The organism is Vibrio splendidus (assembly GCF_001557875.1).
Classification (GTDB): domain Bacteria; phylum Pseudomonadota; class Gammaproteobacteria; order Enterobacterales; family Vibrionaceae; genus Vibrio; species Vibrio splendidus_F.
The window spans coordinates 284,681-305,302 of the sequence record NZ_LNRF01000004.1 but is presented as its reverse complement, the minus strand read 5'-3'; the positions used below and the strand labels follow the sequence as shown (position 1 = coordinate 305,302).

The window sequence follows — 20,622 nt, the reverse complement described above, 5'->3', positions numbered from 1 at the left end:
TACAGACTAGTTCAGGATGATTTCCTGAACGAAGCGGCTACCGAAGTAGGCTAATGTGAGCATGCTGGCGCCGGCTAGGGCGAACCAAGTGACTTTCTGTCCACGCCAACCTTTCTGATAATGACCCCATAGAAGAATGGAGTAGATAACCCAAGCGATAAAAGACAACACAGCCTTGTGTGCTTTCCCTTGAGCAAACATATCTTGTACGAAGATGAGACCAGTCAACAAAGTACCCGTTAATAAGCCATTACCAATCAGAATGATCTTGAAAAGCTGTCTTTCCACCATCATTAAAGGAGGTAGGTTAGGGTTTATCACTAAGGCTTTTTTCTTTTTAAGTTTGTGATCTAGCCACGCGAGTTGCAGAGCGTACAGAGCACCGATAGTTAGTGTCGCGTATGAGAATAGAGCCAAAGAGATATGAACGAGCAGTTTAGGGTCATTCTCTAGATGCTTGATGAAGGTGCTTGGAAGAAAAGTAGCAGCCATCAAGTTCAGTGCAGCGAAACTATAAACGACGGGCAAGATAAACCACAAACGAGTTTTGAGCATAGCGCCGCTCATAACCAGAGATATGATTAAGCTGATTAATGAAGCAACGTTCAAGATACTGAGGTTTTGGCCACTAGCATTAAAAATCAAATCGCCAAGCAACCAAGCATGGAAAGCTAGAGCAAGTAATGCGCTGATAAACACCGTTTTTACACGGATTCCTGTTTGGTGCACGAGACCTGGAATGATCGTGGAAATCGCCATTGTATAAAGAAAGGCTGCTGCGATCGCAATAAGACTGTCCATGGTATCCATTTAAATGATTACTAATTGGCGAATTATACCTCGCATCGCTCTTTGGGGCTATGGCGAACCTCATTCAATTCCAAGTGAATAATGTCTCACATCACAAGCACGGATGATTAAGGCTCTACAACGGGTATGACTCTAATCCGCGCTAATGTATACTCACAGTAATAGTCGCAGTTTTGAGCGAAGAGAAAACTATGTTTGATAATTTAACGGATCGTCTATCCAAAACGCTGAAGAACATCAGCGGTAAAGGTCGTCTGACCGAAGACAATATTAAAGAGACGCTGCGTGAAGTACGTATGGCGCTACTTGAAGCCGACGTTGCACTGCCAGTTGTCCGCGATTTTGTTAAGCGCGTAAAAGAAGGCGCTGTAGGTGTTGAGGTTTCTAAATCTCTAACGCCTGGTCAAGAATTCATTAAGATCGTTCAAGCTGAACTTGAAGCGGTGATGGGTGAGTCTAACGAGGCTCTTAACCTAGCAGCGCAGCCGCCAGCCGTTATCTTAATGGCGGGTCTACAAGGTGCGGGTAAAACCACATCGGTAGGTAAGCTATCTAAGCTTTTAACTGAGCGTGACAAGAAGAAAGTCTTGGTTGTGTCTGCCGACGTTTACCGTCCAGCGGCAATCAAACAGCTTGAAACGTTAGCAAGCGATGTTGGCGTAGACTTCTTCCCATCTTCAGCTGATCAAAAGCCTCTTGATATTGCAAACGCTGCAATCGACCACGCGAAGAAGAAATTCTACGACGTGCTACTTGTCGATACTGCGGGTCGTTTGGCTATCGATGAAGAGATGATGGGCGAGATCAAAGAGCTTCATACTGCAATTAAACCAGTAGAGACACTGTTCGTTGTTGATGCAATGACAGGTCAAGATGCTGCAAATACTGCAAAAGCCTTTGGCGATGCGCTACCACTAACCGGTGTTATCTTGACGAAAGTTGATGGTGATGCGCGCGGTGGTGCTGCTCTTTCTGTTCGTCATATCACAGGCAAACCGATTAAATTCTTGGGTGTTGGTGAAAAGACTGACGCACTAGAACCGTTCCACCCAGATCGTGTTGCTTCTCGTATCTTAGGTATGGGCGATGTACTGTCTCTTATTGAAGACCTACAGAAGAACGTTGATACCGAAAAAGCAGAGAAACTGGCTAAGAAGTTCAAAGAGAAGAAAGGCTTTGACCTTGAAGACTTCCGTGAACAGCTAGGTCAGATGCAAAACATGGGCGGCATGATGGGCATGATGGATAAGCTTCCAGGCATGTCTCAGCTACCAGATAACGTTAAAGATAAAGTTGATGACAAGATGTTCAAGCAGATGGAAGCGATCATCAACTCTATGACCATGAAAGAGCGTCAACGCCCTGATCTAATCAAAGGTTCACGCAAAAAGCGTATTGCCGCTGGTTCTGGTACACAGGTACAAGATGTAAACCGTATGCTTAAGCAGTTCACCCAAATGCAGAAGATGATGAAGAAGATGCAGAAAGGTGGCATGAAAGGCATGATGCGCAACATGCAAGGCATGATGGGCGGCGGTGGAGGTATGGGCGGAATGGGTGGTGGCTTTAACCCGTTTGGTCGATAATCTACAAATGTAAGCTTTAGCTACGTTACTTTTCATAGTGTTAGCCGTGTCACAGAAAGTGTACGGCAGCTATGTTGGTGAAAAAATAGCTAAAGCCCTTGCATTGCACCGGAATAAGAGTAAAATTCCGGGGCTTTAATTTGGCACGAGACCCCAAGCTATTTACTTATACTTGGGGTTAATTATTTTATTAAGAAAGCAAAGAGGACGACATGGTAACCATTCGTTTGGCACGTCACGGTGCAAAGAAGCGCCCATTTTATCAAATCGTAGTTGCGGATAGCCGTAACGCTGCAACTGGCCGTTTCATCGAGAAAGTAGGTTTCTTTAACCCTACAGCTCAAGGTCAAGAAGAAGGTCTACGTCTAGACCTAGATCGTGTTAACCACTGGGTTGGTCAAGGCGCATCTCTATCTGATCGTGTAGCTAAGCTAGTTAAAGACGCTCAAAAAGCGGCTTAATTCTTTTTTAAAGAGAAATAGCTTATGTCGATGAAGGGTAAAGAAACTATGAGCGAGCAAAACAATAGAATTGTCATGGGTAAACTTGGGTCTACCTATGGTATTCGTGGCTGGCTTAAAGTGTTCTCCTACACAGACAATGCTGAAAGCATATTTGATTACAGCCCTTGGTATTTAAACCTAAAGGGTAAGTGGGTTGAGTACAAAGTTGAGAGCTGGAAACGTCATGGCCAAGGTTATGTATGTAAGCTAGCGGGATTAGATGTTCGTGAAGACGCGCAACTGATGACTAACTTTGAAATTGCTATTGACCCTGCTTCGTTACCTGAATTGTCAGAAGATGAATTCTACTGGCGCGAATTGTTCGGTATGCAAGTTTTTACCACTAAAGGTTACGACCTTGGTGAGGTCACTGACCTATTAGAAACTGGCTCGAACGATGTTCTAGTAATCAAAGCAAATCTTAAAGATGCTTTTGGCCAAAAGGAACGGTTAGTACCGTACCTTGAAGAGCAAGTGATCAAGAAAGTTGATCGCGAAGCTCGCCGGATCGAAGTTGACTGGGATCCTGGATTCTAACTCCAAATTACAGAGCGAGAGAACACATGTGGGTTGGCATTATTAGCCTTTTTCCTGAAATGTTCCGTTCTGTTACTGATTTTGGAGTAACAGGTCAAGCGGTTAAAAAGGGTCTTTTATCTATTGAGACATGGAATCCTCGTGATTTCACTCATGATAAACATCGCACTGTTGATGACAGACCTTACGGTGGTGGTCCTGGTATGTTAATGATGGTTCAGCCTCTGCGCGATGCTATCAAAACTGCCAAGCAAGCAGCACCGGGAAAGACGAAAGTTATCTATCTTTCACCTCAAGGTCGTAAACTCGATCAGAAAGGTGTTGAAGAGCTGGCAACAAACGAGAATTTACTTCTTATTTGTGGTCGCTACGAAGGGGTAGATGAGCGCATCATTCAATCTGAAGTTGACGAAGAATGGTCGATTGGAGATTTTGTGATGACGGGTGGCGAACTGCCAGCCATGACGCTGATTGATTCAGTATCTCGGTTTGTTCCGGGTGTACTTGGAGATTTCGCTTCAGCAGAAGAAGATTCTTTTGCAAATGGTTTGCTAGATTGTCCCCATTATACGCGCCCTGAGGTGCTAGACGATAAAGATGTGCCATCGGTACTCAAGTCTGGAAACCATAAGGACATTCGTCGCTGGCGATTAAAACAATCGTTGGGCCGAACTTGGCTAAGAAGACCAGAACTCCTGGAAAACCTAGCTCTGACTGACGAACAGGAACAATTACTGGCTGAATTCATTAAAGAGCAACGCTCTTAACGAAAAGCAAGCAGTAACCTATTAAATTTAGTATCAGTTTATTCTAGGAATTTATACAAATGAGCAACATCATCAAGGCTCTTGAAGAAGAGCAACTAAAATCAGACCTTCCTAAATTCGCACCAGGTGACACTGTTGTAGTTCAGGTTAAGGTAAAAGAAGGTGACCGTGAGCGTCTACAGGCTTTCGAAGGCGTTGTAATCGCTATTCGTAACCGTGGTCTACACTCTGCATTCACAGTTCGTAAGATCTCGAACGGTGAAGGCGTAGAGCGTGCGTTCCAAACTCACTCTCCAATGGTTGATAGCATCGAAGTTAAACGCCGTGGTGCAGTACGTCGTGCCAAGTTGTACTACCTACGTGAGCGTTCTGGTAAGTCAGCTCGTATTAAAGAGAAGCTTACTAAGAAGTAATTCTTTTTGCATTCTATCGATAAAAGCGGAGCCATTTGGCTCCGCTTTTTTGTGCCTGTTATTTAGAGCTTAGCAAGTAAGAGCTCCCCAATTCGCTCGTACCTCACTCTTGAGGATGACGAACCAAACCGAAACTCATATTTAACCGTCATTCCCTAGACTGACGAAGGAAGGAGTAGGGAATCTCTACTAGCGCCGTGTTATAGGCAATAAAAAAGGATTGACGTTAAACGCCAACCCTTCAAAATTTACTCGTTACTCGTTACTCGTTACTCGTTACTCGTTACTCGTTACTCGTTACTCGTTACTCGTTACTCGTTACTCGTTACTCGTTACTCGTTACTCGTTACTCGTTACTCGTTACTCGTTACTCGTTACTCGTTACTCGCTACTCGCCTAGTACGGATCTTCCGACCAACCATCGCTATCCGACATATCTGGTGCGCCAGCGATACTGTTCTCTTCGTCTGCCCATTCACCGAAATCAATCATCTGACATTGCTTGCTGCAAAACGGGCGGTGCGGGCTTTGTTCACCCCATTCAACGTCAGCATTACATTGAGGGCATTTAACGATGGTGATTTTCTTCGACATAGTGATTCTTAATTTGAAGGTGTAATAATAGTGAGTTTAGGCTCGAGTGAGGACTCAAGCCAAACTATAAAAGGAAATTAATTAGGTGCAGATAGCCAATTCAAATTCGATGTCTTGAGTACAGGCTTGCCCAGTTTCAAAGCTCATGAACTTAACAGCAAAGCGGTTCTTGTGACCGGAGATCATCGGGTAGGCACCGTATTGCATCGGAATAGAAAGGCGAAGGATATTCGCTTCATCGGCATCGCTCTGGAAGAAGCCAGCACGAGCGATTTGCTCTTTAAAGTGACCCGTTTCTCTGGTGAGCTTCAACCACAGTGTTAGCGCTTCGTACAGAGGCTGTAAGCTATCCATCCAAGCTTTAGCATCTCTCATTCTCTTATCAAGAGGAAGGTGCAGCCAATAATGCAGTGCCGGTAAATCAAAGCAGCATGAGCCACCTGGAAGATTAAAGCGTTGGCGAATCGCACTCAGGAAGCGGTCTTCTTTAAGTGACTGGCCAAAACGCTCTGCCTGCATCAGATCACGATAGATATTGCCAATGTCGTTAAGCAGTGATGTCAGCATCTCTTGATCGACACCTTCAACATCTAACCAGCTTTTGTAGGTTACACGTTGTTTCTCAATATCTTTTGCGAGTTCGCTCTTGAGTTGGATCTGTTCGAAGATTTCAATCAGATCAAAGATGGAACGGAAAAAGAGTTGATACTGTTGAGCATCGGAAAATGTAGAAGACAAGTGTAGCTGCCTCAAGAGTGATTCGACTCTTAAGTAGATGCGTGTTTTCTCATTTAGAGGATGTTCAAATTTATGGGTGATCATCGAGCAAACCTTCATTCAACATTGTTCTATTCTGACCCATCTACAGCACTGATTGCCAGATACTTTTGATGTAAATCTGTGATTTGAGGCAAAAGTTCTTGGTTTTTAGTATGGTTTTTAATCACGTCATCTGCAACTGCTAAGCGTTGTTCTCTTGAAGCCTGTGATTTTAAAATTGATGCAACTTGTTCCCTAGAAACATTATCACGACTCATCGTTCGTTCTATTTGCACTTCTGCTGGTACATCAACGATTAATACGCGATCGGTCATGCCTTGCATTTGGTTTTCAACCAATAGTGGTGCGACTAATAAACCATAAGGGGATGTGATTTTAGACAGGTCACTGTCAATTTTGTCACGGATCATAGGATGAAGAAGATCATTGAGCCACTGCTTCTCTTTAGGATCAGAGAAGATCAACTCACGCAGCCTACTTCGGTTGAGTGTTCCATCGTCAAGCAAGATAGACTCACCAAAGTGTTCTGTAATCTGTTTTAAGCCGTCACTGCCCAGCGCGACCACTTCACGTGCCACGATATCAGCATCAACAATATCAATATTAAAGTGTTCATTGAACAGGTTAGCGACCGTGGTTTTGCCACTGGCGATACCACCGCTTAATCCGATAATGATTGCCATGGTTAAATTCCTAGTACAGAAGTGAAATACCAACCCATGATGTCGTTACCCCACATCAAGCTTACCCAACCCGCAATCGCAAGGTAGGGGCCAAACGGAAAGGCTTTATCTATACCTTGCTGTTTCAAGCGAAGTTGAATCAAACCAAACACAAGGCCAACAAGCGAAGATAAAAGGATGATCATCGGTAGGTGCTGCCAACCAAGCCATGCACCAAGCGCAGCCAGAAGTTTGAAGTCACCGTAACCCATGCCTTCTTTGCCAGTCAGTAGTTTGAACAACCAATAAACACACCACAGAGCCAGGTAGCCAGCCATTGCCCCTACAACTGAGTCTTGAAGTGATACAGGGCTGATATTAAATAGGGCTAACGCGATACCAGACCAAACCAAAGGCAAGGTGATTTGATCCGGCAACAACATAGTATCGAGATCGATAAAGGTCGCGGTAATCAGTGTGAAGGTGAAAAAAATCAAAGCAATAGCGTAGTAACTGAAACCAAAGTGGCTAGCAACCATTGTACAAAGTATTGCGGTAAGCAGTTCGACCAAAGGGTAGCGAGCGCTGATTGGATTGGCACAGCTGTGACACTTACCTTTTAAGAACAACCAGCTTAACACTGGAATATTGTCGACGATTCTTAATTGGGTTTTGCATTTCGGGCAGGTTGAACGAGGAATGCTGAGATTAAACTTTCCCTCTGGTGCTGGAATTTTATATTGAGAGAAATATTCCGAGCACTCTTGTTGCCATTCGCGTTCCATCATAATCGGTAAACGGTGTATGACTACGTTGAGGAAGCTGCCGATAAGAAGGCTAAAAATGAAAGCTAATACGGGGAATAGCCAAGGATAGTAGTGAAATACTTCCATAGTGTCCTTTACCACTTAATCAAGGTGAGCAGAGATTGCTGCTCATGGGTGTTTAGTTGCTTTAACTATCCTAACACACTCATAAGATTAAAGATCGGTAAGTACATCGCAACCACAAGTCCGCCAACCATGGTGCCTAAAAACACGATGATCAGTGGCTCTAAAATTTTGCCCAAATTGTCGACAGTGTTGTCTACTTCAAACTCGTAAATCGAGGCGACTTTGTTGAGCATATCATCAAGATTGCCAGACTCTTCACCAATCATCACCATCTGCAACACCATTTCGGGGAAGGCGTTGGTATTACGCATTGCGATATACATTGGCATGCCAGCAGCCGTTTCTCGGTGAACTTCAATGATGGCTGATTCATAATGCAGGTTGCCTGCGGTTTTTGCTGTGGTTTTGAGGCTCATTAAAATCGGAATACCAGAGCTAAAGCTTGTTGATAAGGTTCGGCTAAATTTGGCAATAGAGGCTTTGGCTAATACGCCACCGAGAACAGGTAAACGTAATCCTAGCCGACTGACAGACAGTCTGATCGAGTGGGAACGCTGACACAGTTGGTAAGTAATCCGGACAACAAACCCGATGCCTACGGCAGTATAAAAGCTGTAAGCCTGCATCCAATGGGAAAGGTAGAGTACTTGTTGAGTGAACCAAGGCAAGTCGGCGCCAAAGCCTGAAAACATCGATTCAAATTCCGGAATCACCATGGTCAGCATTAAATAAGAAACGGTCAGTGCAACGGTGACTACCATGGCAGGGTAAATCAGTGCTTTGACGACTTTGGACTTTAATTGCTCACTCTTTTCTCTATAGGTCGCTAAGCGTTCGAACACTTGTGCGAGATTGCCGGAGAGCTCGCCTGTCGCGACCAAATCAGTATAGAGATCATCAAAGTGACGACTTGCAGTTCGCATCGCTTTTGAGATTGGCGTGCCGGCTTCTACACCTTTGCATATGTGCGATAAAATCGATTTCATTTCTGCTTTGCGGTGATTGTCTGAGACCAACTTGATGGCTTGCACGATAGGCACACCAGTGGCCAGCATGGTAGCGAGCTGCCGAGTTAAAATAGTGATGTCTTTGGCTTTGACTCTATGGGTTAAACGAGTGACGGCTGAAATACTTTTCTTTTTGATTTTCTTAATCTGAATATGCTGCTCTTTGAGCTTTTCTCGTACTTCCAATTCGGTGAGCGCTAAGGTCTGTCCGGACACCTTCTTACCTGAGCTATTAATGCCTTTCCAGTGATAGCTTTTTAATTGTGATTGTTTGGACTTGCTACTCATTGGTGCTCCATTGGGTTATAGGTACAGAACACGTTGCAGTTCTTGATAGCTGGTGGTGCCTTCAAGCAATTTATCTAGCCCTGACTCTTGCAGAGTTCTCATGCCTTCTCGACGCGCGAGATCTTCAATCGCTAGCGCATTGGGTTGACTGATAAGGCTGGTTTTAAGCTTGTCGGTAAAAGGCATAACTTCATAGATACCCACTCGACCTGTGTAACCTTGATTACACTCATTACATCCTTGTGAGTTGGCTTTGTAGATGGTTTGGCTATTTGGGATAGAGTGACGCAGAAATATGTCCGGTGAGTCGTCAACTTCTTTGCAATGGTTGCACAATCGTCTTGCCAGTCGTTGGGCGATAATCAAACTCAGTGATGAAGCTAGGTTAAAGGGTTCTATCCCCATATGAGCGAGTCGAGTGACGGTTTCTGCGGCGGAATTAGTGTGCAGTGTTGAAAGCACTAAGTGACCAGTTTGCGATGCTTTGATCGCGATCTCTGCGGTTTCCAAGTCGCGGATCTCTCCAACCATTACGACATCAGGGTCTTGTCGTAAAAATGATCGCAGCGCCTCAGCAAATCCAAAGCCGATCTTAGGTGTCACTTGTACCTGATTAATACCACAGAGGTTAATCTCCACTGGGTCTTCAGCCGTTGAGACGTTGCGTTCAGTAGTGTTGAGCACTCGAAGGCCAGTATAAAGGGAGACGGTTTTTCCGCTGCCAGTGGGTCCTGTCATTAAGATCATCCCTTGTGGGCGTTTTAGCGCATTGAGATAGAGTGCTTTTTGATCTTCGCTGTAACCGAGCTTATCAATATCGAGATTGGCAGCGCTGCTGTCAAGCAGTCGCAATACGATCTTTTCACCCCATAAGGTTGGTAGTGTAGATACCCGCATATCAATTGCTAGGTCGTCATTCAGGCGCAGTTTTATGCGTCCATCTTGAGGCAATCGTCGTTCGGCAATATCAAGCTTGGCGAGTATTTTAAGACGAGCGGATAAACGGCGACTTAAATGGGAAGCGGGTTGTTGGATCTCAACAAGGATCCCATCACAACGCAGGCGCACACGGTAGTGTTCTTCGTAGGGCTCAAAGTGGATATCTGATGCACCTTTACGTACCGCATCAACCAGTATTTGATTTATGAATCGGCTGACAGGGGAGTCGTCTTGGCTGAGATCTTCAATCGAAGCTATCTCGTCGTCAGAGACCTCAACAAGATTGGCGAGTTCATCTTGAGTGATCTCTTTGCGTTTAGAATCTTGCCCGGAAATAGAACGGCCATACAGCTTGCGTATGGCACCTTCTAATTCGGAGTGGTTGGCGACAACCAATTCAATCTGCAACCCTGTCGCAAATCGAAAGTCATCTTCCGCTTGCAAGTCCGTCGGGTCAGCAGAGGCGAGTGTGAGAGTCGAGCTAGAGACTGAAATTGGGATAGCACGATACTTGGTGATTAGCTCGCGAAGCCCTAATTGGTCGCACAAGACTTCAAAATCAACATTGGCAAGCTGCACTAACGGCAAACCGAAAATGTTTTTTATGTTGTTTGCTAAGGAGTCGGCGCTGAAGAAATCTAGATCGAGCAAAGCTTCAGATGTCGAAACACCTGAAGCTTGCACATGTTCCGCAACGGCTTGTTCCTGAGTCAGTCTAAGTAAGCCAGCCTGACGGAGGATAGTTGGGAGGTTGGTTATCACCTATGAGCAGCCTTTTGGAGCATCAAGACTACTTGGAACAGGAACCAGAGCACACGTCCAACCTGAACCTGAGTCTCTAGTGTATGTAAATATAGAACCAGCTACGGCGCCGTCTACGTGAGTAAATGTTATAGCTGTTGCTGTAGAAGTTGACGTTACCCCTATAGTACCTAAACTATTTGCGCCAGCTGACACCCCTAGGTCGCTAGGTTGAGCTCCTGATAAAGATCCATTTTCTTGCACATAAAGTTCTGCAGGGGTTAAGACCGATTTTATAGTGGCGAACCCTGAAGCTAGTTCACTTTTAGATACATAATCTTTATATGCAGGCACAGCAATCGCAGATAAAACTCCAATAATCGCCACCACAATCATCAATTCAATCAGCGTAAAGCCTTTTTGGTTCGTTCTTTTGTTCTTGTTATTCATTGTCTAATTCCATTCTTTAGTTTGTTTCAGCGCAAGCACTGGTTGATTGAGAGAATAGAAGTCGAGGTGGGGAAGTGGAATGGTGTTCAGGTACGGTCGCGAGTGGTTTGGTATTTATTGGTGTAGTGTTTCATATAGCACGCAAATTTATGCGATCAACTTAAATAACGGTTTGAAATACTGATAATTAAGGCAATAAAAAAGGCACTGTTATCAACAGTGCCCTTAGGAAACTATTTACTATTCAGTTAATTACGCTTTAAATCTCATTGATAGATCCATGGCTTTTAGGTGCTTAGTTAACGCGCCTACCGAGATGTAATCAACGCCTGTTTCTGCGAACTCAGCAATTGTATCTAGAGTCACGTTACCAGAGTTTTCAAGTGCTGCACGTCCAGCGTTGATTTTAACTGCTTCACGCATCATATCTGTGGTGAAGTTGTCTAGCATGATGATGTCTGCGCCAGCGCTGATCGCTTGCTCTAGCTCTTCTAGGCTTTCTGTTTCTACTTCCACAGGTTTACCTGGGTTTAGCTCTTTTGCTGTAGAGATAGCTTTCTCAATGCCACCACAAGCGATGATGTGGTTTTCTTTGATTAGGTAAGCGTCGAAGACACCAATACGGTGGTTGAAACCGCCACCACAAGCTACAGCGTATTTTAGTGCACTACGTAGACCTGGGATTGTTTTACGAGTATCTAACAGACGGCACTCTGTGTGTTTGATTTTGTCCGCGTAGATAGCAGTTGCCGTCGCACAACCAGACAGTGTTTGAATGAAGTTCATTGCGTTGCGCTCACCCGTTAATAACGCGCGTGCTGGGCCTGTTAGTGTGCAAAGCGTTTGGTTTGGTTCAACCTTGTCGCCATCTTCTACGTTCCACTCGATAGTCACTTCACCGCCCAGTTGCTTAAACACTTCATCAGCCCAAGCTTTACCACAGAACACGCCTTGCTCACGGGTAATGATGGTTGCACTGTTGACTGCGTCTGCAGGGATTAGACTTGCCGTAATATCAGCCGCTGGATCTAACGTTCCACCTAGATCTTCTTTGATAGTCTCAGCGACTGCACGAGTGATCTCTAGAGGCAGTTGCTGTTTTAAGTAGTCAAGGCGTTGGTGGCTGTTATGTGTGTTTTTCATCGCAAATCTAATCTTGAAAGGGAGTGGGAATGGAATGATACTCTTGCTTAACTTCAAATTAAAGAGGCTAGCGCGACTGCTCTATGGGCAAGGTCACATCTTATTGTGCTAGCAGAAAAGAAAGTGAGACCAAGATGACGATCAGCTCCAACGGATGGTACGACAACGCTCGGCATGTTCCTTCCCCGTATTTTGATGTTAGACCCAGTGTCGAGGATATCTCTCTGCTGGTGGTCCACAACATTAGTTTGCCTCCGGGTCAATTTGGTGGGCCTTACATCGAACAGTTTTTTACAGGCAAGCTAGACCCGTCAGAACACCCATTTTTTAAGGTGATTCACCAAATGGGAGTATCAGCACACTGTTTGATTCGCCGTAACGGTGAGGTGGTGCAGTTTGTTTCTTTCCTTGATCGAGCGTGGCATGCCGGTCAGTCGAGTTTTGCTGGTAGAGAAAGGTGTAACGACTACTCGATTGGTATTGAACTGGAGGGCAGTGATTTTGTCGCTTATACCGAGCAGCAGTATCAGGCTCTTACGGTATTAACGGAATCATTGTTATCAAGTTTTCCTGATATCACCCCTCAGCGCATTACCGGGCACCAATACATCGCACCTTTGCGCAAGACCGACCCTGGTTTGGTCTTCGATTGGCAGAAATTTAAAGGAAGGCTTAAGGTCTAAATCTCAGTCTTGAAGATGACCTTATTTGCCGTAGGGGGCTGAGTAGTCAACGCCTAGCATAATAACTTGTGAATTTTTGTTGTTGCTATGTAAAGAAAGTGGTGGAGGGAAGAGCAGCAATAAACCAAGAGTGTGACGAGCTTATCAAACGCTCATTTATTAAAGGTTATGAACAGGATTTCCATCCTAAATGTGCGTTTGGTTTGATTTTTAAACAAGTGACACTAATCTTTCTGAAACAATTCATTTTTATCCTGAAATTTTCTAGCACGAAACCTCCCCAAAAGTATTAGCCCTGTAAATGGTAAGACCAATTTGGTTGCTGTTTTAAATTTCATTTGTTAAGCCACGGTTAATTCACCCTGCGTTCTATGATGCAGGTCAATTTTACACTGGACAGTGGCGTTTTAATTATGTTAATTTCTGCCCAACTTAAAATTGGTATTACCAATTGTCAGCGAAGAAAAAGAAGAACAACAAACTATGGCTTATCAAAGGATTCGTCAGCCAAAACTCTCCGATGTTATCGAACAAGAGTTGGAAAGGTTGATAGTGGAAGGAACACTGGCTCCTGGGCAGCAGCTGCCGCCTGAGCGCGAACTGGCGAAACAGTTCGATGTGTCTCGTCCTTCAATCCGAGAAGCGATACAACGTTTAGAAGCAAAACGCTTGCTTACTCGCCGTCAAGGTGGGGGGACGTTTGTTAGCGAAAATATCTGGAAAAGCTTTTCAGATCCTTTGCTTAATTTGTTGTCCTCCCATTCTGAAACCCAACTAGACTTGTTGGAATCGCGTCACGCGATGGAAGGGATTTCGGCTTACTTCGCGGCATTGCGTGGGACTGATGAAGACTTTGCTCGTATTCAAGCATGCCAAGAAAAAATTCGCGGTGCGCAAGATAAAGGTGATATTGAAGCCGAATCTGCAGCGGTGATGGCTTTTCTTATTGCTTTAACAGAGGCAGCGCACAATGTGGTGTTATTGCACATTGTTCGTAGCTTGGCTCCGTTACTCGAACAAAACGTCTTAGAAAATTTAAAGCTGTTGCATCGTCGTAAAGACGTTGTGGAGAAAGTGAGTATACATCGAGCTAACATTGTAGATGCGATCGTTTCAGGACAGCCAGAACAGGCGCGTGAAATGTCACACTCTCATTTAGCTTACATCGAAGAAACATTGCTGGATTTGACCAAAGAAGAATCGCGCCGCGAACGTTCTTTACGTCGAATTCAACAGGGTAAATAGCCGTAATACTTCGGCTTTTTACGTGTTTAGTAGAATCCAACTAACAAAAAGGATAGATCGCCATGTCTGACATGAAGCATGACGTTGATGCTCTGGAAACTCAAGATTGGTTAGAAGCTCTTGAGTCAGTAGTACGTGAAGAAGGTGTAGAACGTGCACAGTTTTTACTAGAACAAGTTCTAGATAAAGCGCGTTTAGATGGTGTTGATATGGCTACAGGCATCAACACAAACTACATCAACACAATTCCAGCAGCACAAGAGCCAGCTTACCCTGGTGACGTAACTCTTGAGCGTCGTATTCGTTCGATTATTCGCTGGAACGCAATCATGATCGTATTGCGTGCTTCTAAGAAAGACCTAGACCTTGGTGGTCACATGGCTTCTTACCAGTCAGCAGCAGCGTTCTACGAAGTATGTTTCAACCACTTCTTCCGTGCTCCAAACGAGACAGATGGTGGCGATCTAGTTTACTACCAAGGTCACATCTCTCCAGGTATCTACTCTCGTGCATTCCTTGAAGGTCGTCTAACTGAAGAGCAGCTAGATAACTTCCGTCAAGAAGTTGATGGTAAAGGTATCCCTTCTTACCCGCACCCTAAACTGATGCCTGAATTCTGGCAGTTCCCGACAGTATCTATGGGTCTTGGTCCGATCTCTGCGATCTACCAAGCGCGCTTCCTTAAGTACCTTGACGGCCGTGGCCTGAAAGATACTTCAGCGCAACGTGTATACGCGTTCCTAGGTGACGGTGAGATGGATGAGCCAGAATCACGTGGTGCTATCTCTTTCGCTGCGCGTGAGAAGCTAGACAACCTATGTTTCCTAATTAACTGTAACCTACAGCGTCTAGATGGCCCTGTAATGGGTAACGGTAGCATCATTCAAGAACTTGAAGGCCTATTCAAAGGTGCAGGTTGGAACGTTGTTAAAGTTATCTGGGGTAGCAACTGGGATTCTCTACTAGCTAAAGACACTACTGGTAAGCTTCTTCAACTAATGAACGAAACTATCGATGGTGACTACCAGACATTCAAATCTAAAGATGGCGCATACGTACGTGAGCACTTCTTTGGTAAGTACCCAGAAACAGCTGCACTAGTTGCAGATATGACTGATGACCAAATCTTCGAACTGAAGCGTGGTGGTCACGATTCTTCTAAACTGTTCGCTGCATTTAACAATGCAAAAGAGACAGGTGGTAAACCAACAGTAATCCTAGCTAAAACAGTTAAAGGTTACGGTATGGGTGAAGCTGCAGAAGGTAAAAACATCGCTCACGGTGTTAAGAAGATGGACATGACTCACGTACAATACCTACGTGATCGTCTAGGCCTACAAGACATTCTTTCTGATGAAAAAGTGTCTGAGCTTCCTTACCTGAAACTGGAAGAAGGTTCTGCTGAGTACGAATACCTACATGCTCGTCGTAAAGCTCTACAAGGTTACACGCCAGCACGTCTGCCTAAATTCACTCAAGAATTCAAAGTTCCTGAGCTAGACGCATTCGCACCTCTACTAGGTGAACAGAAGCGTGATATCTCAACAACTATGGCTTATGTACGTACGCTAAACATCCTTCTTAAAGATAAGAACATTGGTAAGAACATCGTTCCTATCATCTGTGATGAAGCTCGTACGTTCGGTATGGAAGGTCTGTTCCGTCAGGTTGGTATCTACAACCCACACGGTCAAGAATACACACCTGAAGATAAAGGCATCGTTTCTTACTACAAAGAAGCAACGTCTGGTCAAGTTCTTCAAGAAGGTATCAACGAACTAGGTTCTATGGCTTCATGGGTTGCTGCTGCAACTTCATACAGCACAAACGACCTACCGATGATCCCGTTCTACATCTACTACTCAATGTTCGGTTTCCAACGTATTGGTGACATGGCATGGCTAGCAGGCGACCAACAAGCTCGTGGCTTCCTATTAGGTGCTACTGCAGGTCGTACTACACTGAACGGTGAAGGTCTACAGCACGAAGATGGTCACTCGCACATCCAAGCGAACACTATCCCGAACTGTATCTCTTACGACCCAACGTTTGCTTACGAGCTAGCAGTCATCATGCAAGACGGTATCCGTCGCATGTACGGTCCTGAGCAAGAGAACGTTTACTACTACCTAACAGTAATGAACGAGAACTACGCAATGCCAGCAATGCCAGAAGGCGCTGAAGAAGGCATCCGTAAGGGTATCTACAAGCTTGAATCTCACGCAGGTGCTAAGGGCAAAGTTCAACTAATGAGCTCTGGTACTATCATGAATGAAGCGCGTAAAGCCGCTGTAATTCTAAGCGAAGAGTACGGCGTAGCATCTGACGTATTCTCTGTAACATCGTTCAACGAACTAACTCGTGACGGCCAAGCGGTAGAGCGTGACAACATGCTTCACCCAGAAGCTGAAGAGAAAGTACCGTACATCACAACTGTTCTTGGTAAAGAGCCTGCAATCGCAGTGACTGACTACATGAAGAACTACGCTGAGCAAGTGCGTGCATTTATGCCAACTGAGTCTTACAAAGTACTTGGTACTGATGGTTTCGGTCGCTCTGACAGCCGTGAAAACCTACGTCGTCACTTCGAAGTTAACGCTGGCTACATCGTAGTTGCAGCTCTAACTGAACTGGCTAAACGTGGTGACATCGAGAAATCTGTAGTTGTTGAAGCAATTGCTAAATTCGATATCGACACTGAAAAAACTAACCCGCAATACGCATAAGACTGGCATTAAGGTAGGTAAATACAATGACAATCGAAATTAATGTACCAGACATCGGTGCTGACGAGGTTGAAGTAACTGAGATTCTTGTAAACGTTGGCGACAAAGTTGAAGAAGAGCAGTCACTGATCACTGTTGAAGGCGACAAAGCTTCAATGGAAGTTCCTGCGTCTCAAGCGGGTATCGTTAAAGAAATCAAAGTAGCGGAAGGCGATTCTGTTTCTACTGGTTCTCTTATCATGATCTTTGAAGAGGCAGGCTCTCCTGCGGAAGGTGCAGCAGCACCGGCTGCACCAGTTGCACCAGTTGCAGCTGCTCCTGCAGCTGCTCCTGCAGCGGCAGCTGAGCTTAAAGAAGTTCACGTTCCTGACATCGGCGGTGATGAAGTTGAAGTAACTGAAATCATGGTTGCTATCGGTGACGCAGTAGAAGAAGAGCAATCTCTTCTTACTGTTGAAGGTGACAAGGCTTCAATGGAAGTTCCTGCACCATTCGCTGGTACAGTAAAAGAAATCAAGATCGCTTCTGGTGACTCAGTATCTACTGGTTCTCTAGTAATGGTATTTGAAGTAGCGGGTTCTGGCGCTCCAGTTGCAGCAGCTCCTGCTCCAGCGGCGGCACCAGTTGCAGCGGCTCCAGCAGCATCAGCTGAAAAAGAAGTAAACGTTCCTGATATCGGTGGTGACGAAGTAGAAGTTACTGAAATCATGGTAGCGGTTGGCGATACAGTAGAAGAAGAGCAATCTCTAATTACTGTTGAAGGCGACAAAGCTTCAATGGAAGTTCCTGCACCATTCGCTGGTACAGTAAAAGAGATCAAGATTGCAGCTGGCGACAAAGTGTCAACTGGCTCTCTAATCATGACTTTTGTAGTTGAAGGCGCAGCGCCTGCTCCTGTTGCAGCTCCAGCACAAGCAGCAGCTCCAGCGGCGGCACCTGCTCCTAAAGCAGAAGCAACTGCAGCGGCTCCAGCAGCTAGCGACTTCCAAGAGAACGGTGACTACGCGCACGCTTCTCCAGTAGTTCGTCGTCTTGCTCGTGAATTTGGCGTTAACCTTTCTAAGGTTAAAGGTACTGGTCGTAAGAGCCGTATCCTTAAAGAAGACGTTCAGTCTTACGTTAAAGATGCACTTAAGCGTCTAGAGTCTGGTGCTGCGGCATCTGGCAAAGGCGGCGACGGTTCTGCTCTTGGTCTACTACCATGGCCAAAAGTTGACTTCAGCAAGTTCGGCGAAACTGAAGTTCAGAAGCTTTCTAAGATTAAGAAGATCTCTGGCGCGAACCTGCACCGTAACTGGGTAATGATCCCTCACGTTACACAGTGGGACAATGCAGACATCACTGAGCTAGAAGCATTCCGTAAAGAACAGAACGCAATCGAAGCGAAGAAAGACACTGGCATGAAGATCACTCCACTTGTGTTCATCATGAAAGCAGTTGCTAAAGCGCTAGAAGCATTCCCAGCGTTTAACTCTTCTCTTTCTGAAGATGGCGAAAGCATCATTCTTAAGAAGTACGTAAACGTGGGTATCGCTGTTGATACACCAAACGGTCTAGTTGTTCCTGTCTTCAAAGACGTGAACAAGAAAGGCATCTACGAGCTATCTGAAGAGCTAATGGCTGTTTCTAAGAAAGCACGTTCTGGTAAGCTAACAGCGGCAGACATGCAAGGCGGTTGTTTCACAATCTCTAGCCTTGGTGGTATTGGCGGTACAGCATTTACTCCAATCGTAAATGCTCCAGAAGTAGGTATCCTAGGTGTATCTAAGTCTGAAATTAAGCCAGTTTGGAATGGTAAAGAGTTCCAACCACGTCTACAGCTTCCACTGTCTCTATCATACGACCACCGTGTGATCGATGGTGCTGAAGGTGCACGCTTCATTACTTTCCTAAACAGCGCACTATCTGACATTCGTCGTCTAGTACTGTAATTGAGAAAGTAATTATTAAGGTGACTTTCGGGTCACCTTAATTCTTTATATAAAGACTATTTTTAGAGAACAGTTTCCTGCATTTCTCATAATCTGATAGGGAATTGTTGTCTAGCTCACAGGCTAACTTAAAGCTACTTTCACACTGTTAACATCTCTGTAAAATGTTTCCTGTTTGAAAGCCCAATAATTTTAAGAACATCTACTCAGCCTGTTAGGGATAATGACTACAAGAGGTCACAATGAGCAAAGAAATTAAAGCCCAAGTTGTTGTACTTGGTTCAGGTCCTGCTGGTTACTCAGCGGCATTCCGTTGTGCGGATTTAGGTCTAGAAACAGTACTAGTTGAACGTTACAGCACTCTTGGTGGTGTATGTCTAAACGTTGGTTGTATTCCATCAAAAGCACTTCTTCACGTTTCTAAAGTAATTGAAGAAGCTAAAGCGATGGCAGAGCACGGCGTTGTATTCGGCGAGCCACAAACGGACATCAACAAGATCCGTATCTGGAAAGAAAAAGTAGTTGATCAACTAACTGGCGGTCTTGGCGGTATGGCTAAGATGCGTAACGTAACTGTTGTTAACGGTTTCGGTAAGTTCACTGGTCCTAACAGCATTCTTGTTGAAGGTGAAGGCGAAGCAACTACGGTTAACTTCGACAACGCAATCATTGCTGCGGGCTCTCGCCCAATCAAACTTCCTTTCATCCCACATGAAGACCCACGTATTTGGGATTCTACGGATGCACTAGAACTAAACGAAGTACCTGAAAAACTGCTTATCATGGGCGGCGGTATCATCGGTCTTGAGATGGGTACGGTTTACCACTCTCTAGGTTCTAAAGTTGAAGTTGTAGAGATGTTCGATCAAGTTATCCCTGCTGCGGATAAAGACATCGTTAAAGTTTTCACTAAGCGCATTAAGAACAAGTTCAAGCTAATGCTTGAAACTAAAGTAACTGCTGTTGAAGCGAAAGAAGATGGTATCTACGTTTCAATGGAAGGCAAAAAAGCACCAGCTGAAGCTGAGCGCTACGATGCTGTTCTTGTTGCTATCGGTCGTGTTCCAAACGGTGCACTTATCGACGCTGAAAAAGCGGGTATCGAAGTTGATGAGCGTGGCTTCATCAATGTTGATAAGCAAATGCGTACTAACGTTCCTCACATCCATGCGATCGGTGACGTTGTTGGTCAACCAATGCTTGCTCACAAAGGTGTGCATGAAGGTCACGTAGCTGCTGAAGTTATCTCTGGTAAGAAGCACTACTTCGACCCTAAAGTAATCCCATCAATTGCGTACACTGAGCCAGAAGTGGCTTGGGTAGGTAAGACTGAGAAAGAAGCGAAAGCTGAAGGCATCAACTACGAAGTTGCGACTTTCCCTTGGGCTGCTTCTGGTCGTGCAATCGCTTCTGACTGTGCAGACGGTATGACTAAGATGATCTTCGATAAAGAGACTCATCGTGTAATCGGTGGTGCTGTTGTTGGTACTAACGGTGGTGAACTGCTTGGCGAAATCGGCCTAGCAATCGAAATGGGTTGTGATGCAGAAGATATCGCTCTTACTATCCACGCTCACCCAACTCTACACGAGTCTGTTGGTCTAGCTGCGGAAGTATTCGAAGGTTCAATCACTGACCTTCCAAACAAGAAAGCAGTGAAAAAGAAGAAGTAACTCTCCTTTAGCCACTCGCTAATGTTTTTAAAAGCCGCTGATTCGTCAGCGGCTTTTTTATGCGTCATTATTAGTGAGTCATTTTACTAAAAGAGATCCCCAACTCTCTCGTCCCTCGCTCTTGAGGATGACGAAATGAGGTGTTGAAGTTTGTGATTGGGTTATTTTTGAATATGAGAGAGTTGCTGCTCACTATTTACGTCATTCCTTAGATTGACGAAGGAGGGAGTAGGGAATCTTTTTCAACCAAT

General features: G+C 44.9%; 20 protein-coding genes. 11 read left to right on the top strand and 9 right to left on the bottom strand.

Annotated features, from left to right (window positions below; translation table 11 throughout):
* Positions 1–6: 6 nt before the first annotated feature.
* Positions 7–801: a cytochrome C assembly family protein gene (locus tag ATB74_RS12690; RefSeq protein ID WP_029223243.1), complete on the bottom strand. Its 795-nt coding sequence runs from the start codon at positions 799–801 to the stop codon at positions 7–9.
* A gap of 200 nt (positions 802–1,001) precedes the next feature.
* On the opposite strand from ATB74_RS12690, the gene ffh reads away from it, so the two are divergent.
* The 6 genes from ffh to ATB74_RS24115 all read left to right on the top strand — a co-directional run bounded on the left by ffh (position 1,002) and on the right by ATB74_RS24115 (position 5,016).
* The gene (gene ffh, locus ATB74_RS12685) at positions 1,002–2,396 is read left to right on the top strand and encodes a signal recognition particle protein (protein WP_010435884.1); all 1,395 of its coding nucleotides are present in this window, start codon (positions 1,002–1,004) and stop codon (positions 2,394–2,396) included.
* 212 nt (positions 2,397–2,608) lie between these two features.
* The gene (gene rpsP, locus ATB74_RS12680) at positions 2,609–2,857 is read left to right on the top strand and encodes a 30S ribosomal protein S16 (RefSeq protein WP_004410028.1); all 249 of its coding nucleotides are present in this window, start codon (positions 2,609–2,611) and stop codon (positions 2,855–2,857) included.
* A 24-nt stretch (positions 2,858–2,881) separates the two neighbouring features.
* Positions 2,882–3,436, top strand: a complete 555-nt coding sequence (gene rimM / locus ATB74_RS12675; protein WP_017063236.1) for a ribosome maturation factor RimM — start codon at positions 2,882–2,884, stop codon at positions 3,434–3,436.
* A 26-nt stretch (positions 3,437–3,462) separates the two neighbouring features.
* Positions 3,463–4,203 (top strand): tRNA (guanosine(37)-N1)-methyltransferase TrmD, encoded by a 741-nt coding sequence (gene trmD / locus ATB74_RS12670; protein ID WP_019826347.1) that lies wholly within the window; start codon positions 3,463–3,465, stop codon positions 4,201–4,203.
* Between the two features lie 59 nt (positions 4,204–4,262).
* A complete protein-coding gene (rplS, locus tag ATB74_RS12665; RefSeq protein WP_004735514.1) occupies positions 4,263–4,616 on the top strand; it encodes a 50S ribosomal protein L19 in 354 nt (117 codons plus the stop codon).
* Between the two features lie 220 nt (positions 4,617–4,836).
* On the top strand, positions 4,837–5,016 hold the full coding sequence (locus ATB74_RS24115) for a hypothetical protein (RefSeq protein ID WP_155645147.1): 180 nt from the start codon (positions 4,837–4,839) through the stop codon (positions 5,014–5,016).
* Here ATB74_RS24115 and yacG read toward each other — a convergent pair.
* From yacG to nadC, 8 genes are all read right to left on the bottom strand, one after another.
* On the bottom strand, positions 5,013–5,210 hold the full coding sequence (yacG, locus tag ATB74_RS12660) for a DNA gyrase inhibitor YacG (RefSeq protein ID WP_010435916.1): 198 nt from the start codon (positions 5,208–5,210) through the stop codon (positions 5,013–5,015). The genes ATB74_RS24115 and yacG overlap by 4 nt on opposite strands.
* Positions 5,211–5,291: 81 nt before the next feature.
* Positions 5,292–6,032 (bottom strand): cell division protein ZapD, encoded by a 741-nt coding sequence (gene zapD / locus ATB74_RS12655; protein ID WP_017063237.1) that lies wholly within the window; start codon positions 6,030–6,032, stop codon positions 5,292–5,294.
* 26 nt (positions 6,033–6,058) lie between these two features.
* Positions 6,059–6,673 carry a dephospho-CoA kinase gene (coaE, locus tag ATB74_RS12650; RefSeq protein WP_060982670.1) on the bottom strand — a complete coding sequence of 205 codons (615 nt, stop codon included), beginning with the start codon at positions 6,671–6,673 and terminating at the stop codon, positions 6,059–6,061.
* Positions 6,674–6,675: 2 nt separating this feature from the next.
* Complete coding sequence (locus ATB74_RS12645) at positions 6,676–7,545, bottom strand: prepilin peptidase (protein WP_061018779.1); 870 nt, start codon at positions 7,543–7,545, stop codon at positions 6,676–6,678.
* A gap of 65 nt (positions 7,546–7,610) precedes the next feature.
* Positions 7,611–8,840, bottom strand: coding sequence for a type II secretion system F family protein (locus tag ATB74_RS12640; RefSeq protein ID WP_061018777.1), 1,230 nt, complete (start codon positions 8,838–8,840; stop codon positions 7,611–7,613).
* A 15-nt stretch (positions 8,841–8,855) separates the two neighbouring features.
* Complete coding sequence (gene pilB / locus ATB74_RS12635) at positions 8,856–10,541, bottom strand: type IV-A pilus assembly ATPase PilB (protein ID WP_061018775.1); 1,686 nt, start codon at positions 10,539–10,541, stop codon at positions 8,856–8,858.
* Positions 10,542–10,970 (bottom strand): pilin, encoded by a 429-nt coding sequence (locus ATB74_RS12630; RefSeq protein ID WP_017106885.1) that lies wholly within the window; start codon positions 10,968–10,970, stop codon positions 10,542–10,544. It abuts the gene before it with no gap.
* Positions 10,971–11,222: 252 nt separating this feature from the next.
* On the bottom strand, positions 11,223–12,113 hold the full coding sequence (nadC, locus tag ATB74_RS12625) for a carboxylating nicotinate-nucleotide diphosphorylase (RefSeq protein ID WP_061018772.1): 891 nt from the start codon (positions 12,111–12,113) through the stop codon (positions 11,223–11,225).
* A gap of 83 nt (positions 12,114–12,196) precedes the next feature.
* On the opposite strand from nadC, the gene ampD reads away from it, so the two are divergent.
* The 5 genes from ampD to lpdA all read left to right on the top strand — a co-directional run bounded on the left by ampD (position 12,197) and on the right by lpdA (position 20,371).
* Positions 12,197–12,796, top strand: coding sequence for a 1,6-anhydro-N-acetylmuramyl-L-alanine amidase AmpD (ampD, locus tag ATB74_RS12620; RefSeq protein WP_061018771.1), 600 nt, complete (start codon positions 12,197–12,199; stop codon positions 12,794–12,796).
* Positions 12,797–13,279: 483 nt separating this feature from the next.
* Positions 13,280–14,041 (top strand): pyruvate dehydrogenase complex transcriptional repressor PdhR, encoded by a 762-nt coding sequence (gene pdhR, locus ATB74_RS12610; protein WP_029225519.1) that lies wholly within the window; start codon positions 13,280–13,282, stop codon positions 14,039–14,041.
* Between the two features lie 62 nt (positions 14,042–14,103).
* Positions 14,104–16,767 (top strand): pyruvate dehydrogenase (acetyl-transferring), homodimeric type, encoded by a 2,664-nt coding sequence (aceE, locus tag ATB74_RS12605; RefSeq protein WP_060982663.1) that lies wholly within the window; start codon positions 14,104–14,106, stop codon positions 16,765–16,767.
* Between the two features lie 26 nt (positions 16,768–16,793).
* Entirely contained in the window at positions 16,794–18,698 is a 1,905-nt protein-coding gene (aceF, locus tag ATB74_RS12600; protein ID WP_061018769.1) for a pyruvate dehydrogenase complex dihydrolipoyllysine-residue acetyltransferase, read from the top strand.
* A gap of 242 nt (positions 18,699–18,940) precedes the next feature.
* Positions 18,941–20,371, top strand: a complete 1,431-nt coding sequence (gene lpdA, locus ATB74_RS12595; RefSeq protein ID WP_048659365.1) for a dihydrolipoyl dehydrogenase — start codon at positions 18,941–18,943, stop codon at positions 20,369–20,371.
* Positions 20,372–20,622 lie beyond the last annotated feature (251 nt).